The following is a 2,162-nucleotide window of genomic DNA, read 5'->3' as shown; positions in this document are numbered from 1 at the left end:
TGTCAAGGGCCATCTAAAAATGTTGGTTTTGGGTCATTGAAAATGTAGGAAATGGGCCACCCAAATTGTTGGTTTTGGGCCCATCACTTTATTTACTTTTTGGGGTTTTGGTTTTCTTCTCACTATAGTCTTTCATTCTATAAGATTTTCCAGTAATAGAAATGACTTTAGAATGATGAACCAAGCGGTCCAATAAAGCATTCGTTAATTTCTTATCTTGAAGAAACTCAGACCATTGAGAAAGTGGGATATTCGTAGTAATCAACGTGGATTTCTTTTCATATCTCATATTAATCAGTTGAAAGAGAAGACTCGCTCCATCTCTTGAAAAGGGCAGATAACCCACTTCATCAATAACAAGTACATCATAATTGGCATACTGTTTTAATACTCGCTCTAAAGTTCCTTTTTGATTGGCTCTTAATAAACGGTCCACTAATTCAGTACTCATACAAAAGTAAGAGCTATAACCTTTCTCTAGGGCTTCTAAAGTGATAGAAATAGCTAAATGTGTCTTACCTACGCCACTATTGCCAATGAAGAGAAGATTCTCATGCTTATCTAAAAAACGTAAGGTATGTAAATCTAAAATCTCTGCTTTATTAATTTTCGGTTGAAACTGAAAATCAAAGTCCATCACACGCTTTTCATAAGGCAGATGGGCTTTTTTTAATCGTCTTTCCTGAAGGAGCGCTTCTCGTTCACGAAGTTCTTCACTCAAGAGTTCATGAAGGCCCTCTACTAAGGAAATATCCGCATGCTCATCTAAGAACTCTGGTAAGAGCTGACGCACACGATCGAGTTTTAAATGGTCCAATTGGTTGAGTAATTGATGATAAGTTGTCATAAGCGCTCCCTTCACAATAAATCGTAGGCTTGAAGATTCTCATCCACATAAGCCTCTAGTTCGTCTTCTTCAAGATGTTTGAAGACATCTGATTTAAGAATTTCAACGTAATCTTCACGGCGATAATTAAAGGGACGGTCGCTTAAAGGATGACGAGCAATCAAGCGTTGGTCACAATAGACTTTAAGGTCCTCTTGTTCTTTTTCACAGGTTACGGTCTGTCCAATATATTTAACCGGCACTGAATATTTACGCCCTTCAAAGATCACAAGTGCCTCTTTAGAGACTTTTCGAGTCAAAGGAACACTCAATTGACTATAAACTTTGAGAAGCTCTAAATCAAAAGCCTTGAGATTCAACGCCTCTTGGTCAAGACGTTCAGAAGGTGAGGTTCCAATCGCTTGAGAGATTTCTTTATGATTCAAATCTTCCATCAATTGTTGGACCAGTGCTTGTAATTCTTCAAGGTCTTCAAACTCATTGTTAAAGACAAGCAGGCGGTCAACAGTTCTCGCAAGCGCTTCTACTTTACCTTTGGTTTGAGGTCTGAATGGCCGACAAGCAATGGGTTTAAATCCAGCATCTTTTGCATACTGCCTGAATCGTTCATTGAAAACAACATTTGAGAATTGACTTTTAGAATGGTCCACCACAGTTTTCATATTGTCAAACCAAATTTCTTCAGGGACACCTCCGAATTTCTCAAAAGCGTGATTGAGACACTCAAAGAGTGTGGGTTGGAGACGGTCGACGGTCAATTGAAGATACTTCATCCGAGAGTAGCCAAGAATATACAGAAAGATATTAATCGTAAACACTTCACCATTGCGTGAGATCAGTTTTAAATTTTCTTTCCAGTCGACTTGAGCAGAAAGTCCAGGCGTTGTTTCAATTCGAATCGTTGCTTTATGTTTGCAGGATTCTCGAATCAATCTGGCATAGCGTTTGACGGTCGTATATGAGCCTTGATAGCCTTTTAGTTGGATGAAGTAGTAAATTGAGCGCACAGAGCAGCCAAGCTTGAGTTTATCTTCAATGATTGATTTATAGTTCTCAATAAGTGACGGTGGGACCCTTCGTTTTGAAGCTTCTTCAAGGGTCTTTTCTTTTCCGAGGTCATAATAACGTTTGACCGTCCGATAGTCACAATTATAGCGTCTGGCAATATCAGCGAAATTAGGTTTAATTCCAGTCATAAGATGTTCGGTTATACTTTCTAGGATGTCTTTTCTCATAAGGAAAAGCCTATCACAATTTTAAAGTTAACCTACATTTTCAATGGCCCGTTTCCTACATTTTAGCATGGCCCTTTACA

2 protein-coding genes are annotated in these 2,162 nt (G+C 38.6%); both read right to left on the bottom strand.

Translation table 11 applies throughout. The annotated features are described in order from the left end of the window. Positions 1–88 precede the first annotated feature (88 nt). Positions 89–847: an IS21-like element IS712 family helper ATPase IstB gene (gene istB, locus BABA_RS07335; protein WP_003331414.1), complete on the bottom strand. Its 759-nt coding sequence runs from the start codon at positions 845–847 to the stop codon at positions 89–91. A gap of 11 nt (positions 848–858) precedes the next feature. Further along, positions 859–2,082 carry an IS21-like element IS712 family transposase gene (gene istA, locus BABA_RS07330; RefSeq protein WP_003331415.1) on the bottom strand — a complete coding sequence of 408 codons (1,224 nt, stop codon included), beginning with the start codon at positions 2,080–2,082 and terminating at the stop codon, positions 859–861. Positions 2,083–2,162 lie beyond the last annotated feature (80 nt).

The organism is Neobacillus bataviensis LMG 21833 (assembly GCF_000307875.1).
Lineage (GTDB): Bacteria > Bacillota > Bacilli > Bacillales > Cytobacillaceae > Neobacillus > Neobacillus bataviensis.
This window is presented reverse-complemented; position numbering and strand designations above follow the sequence as displayed.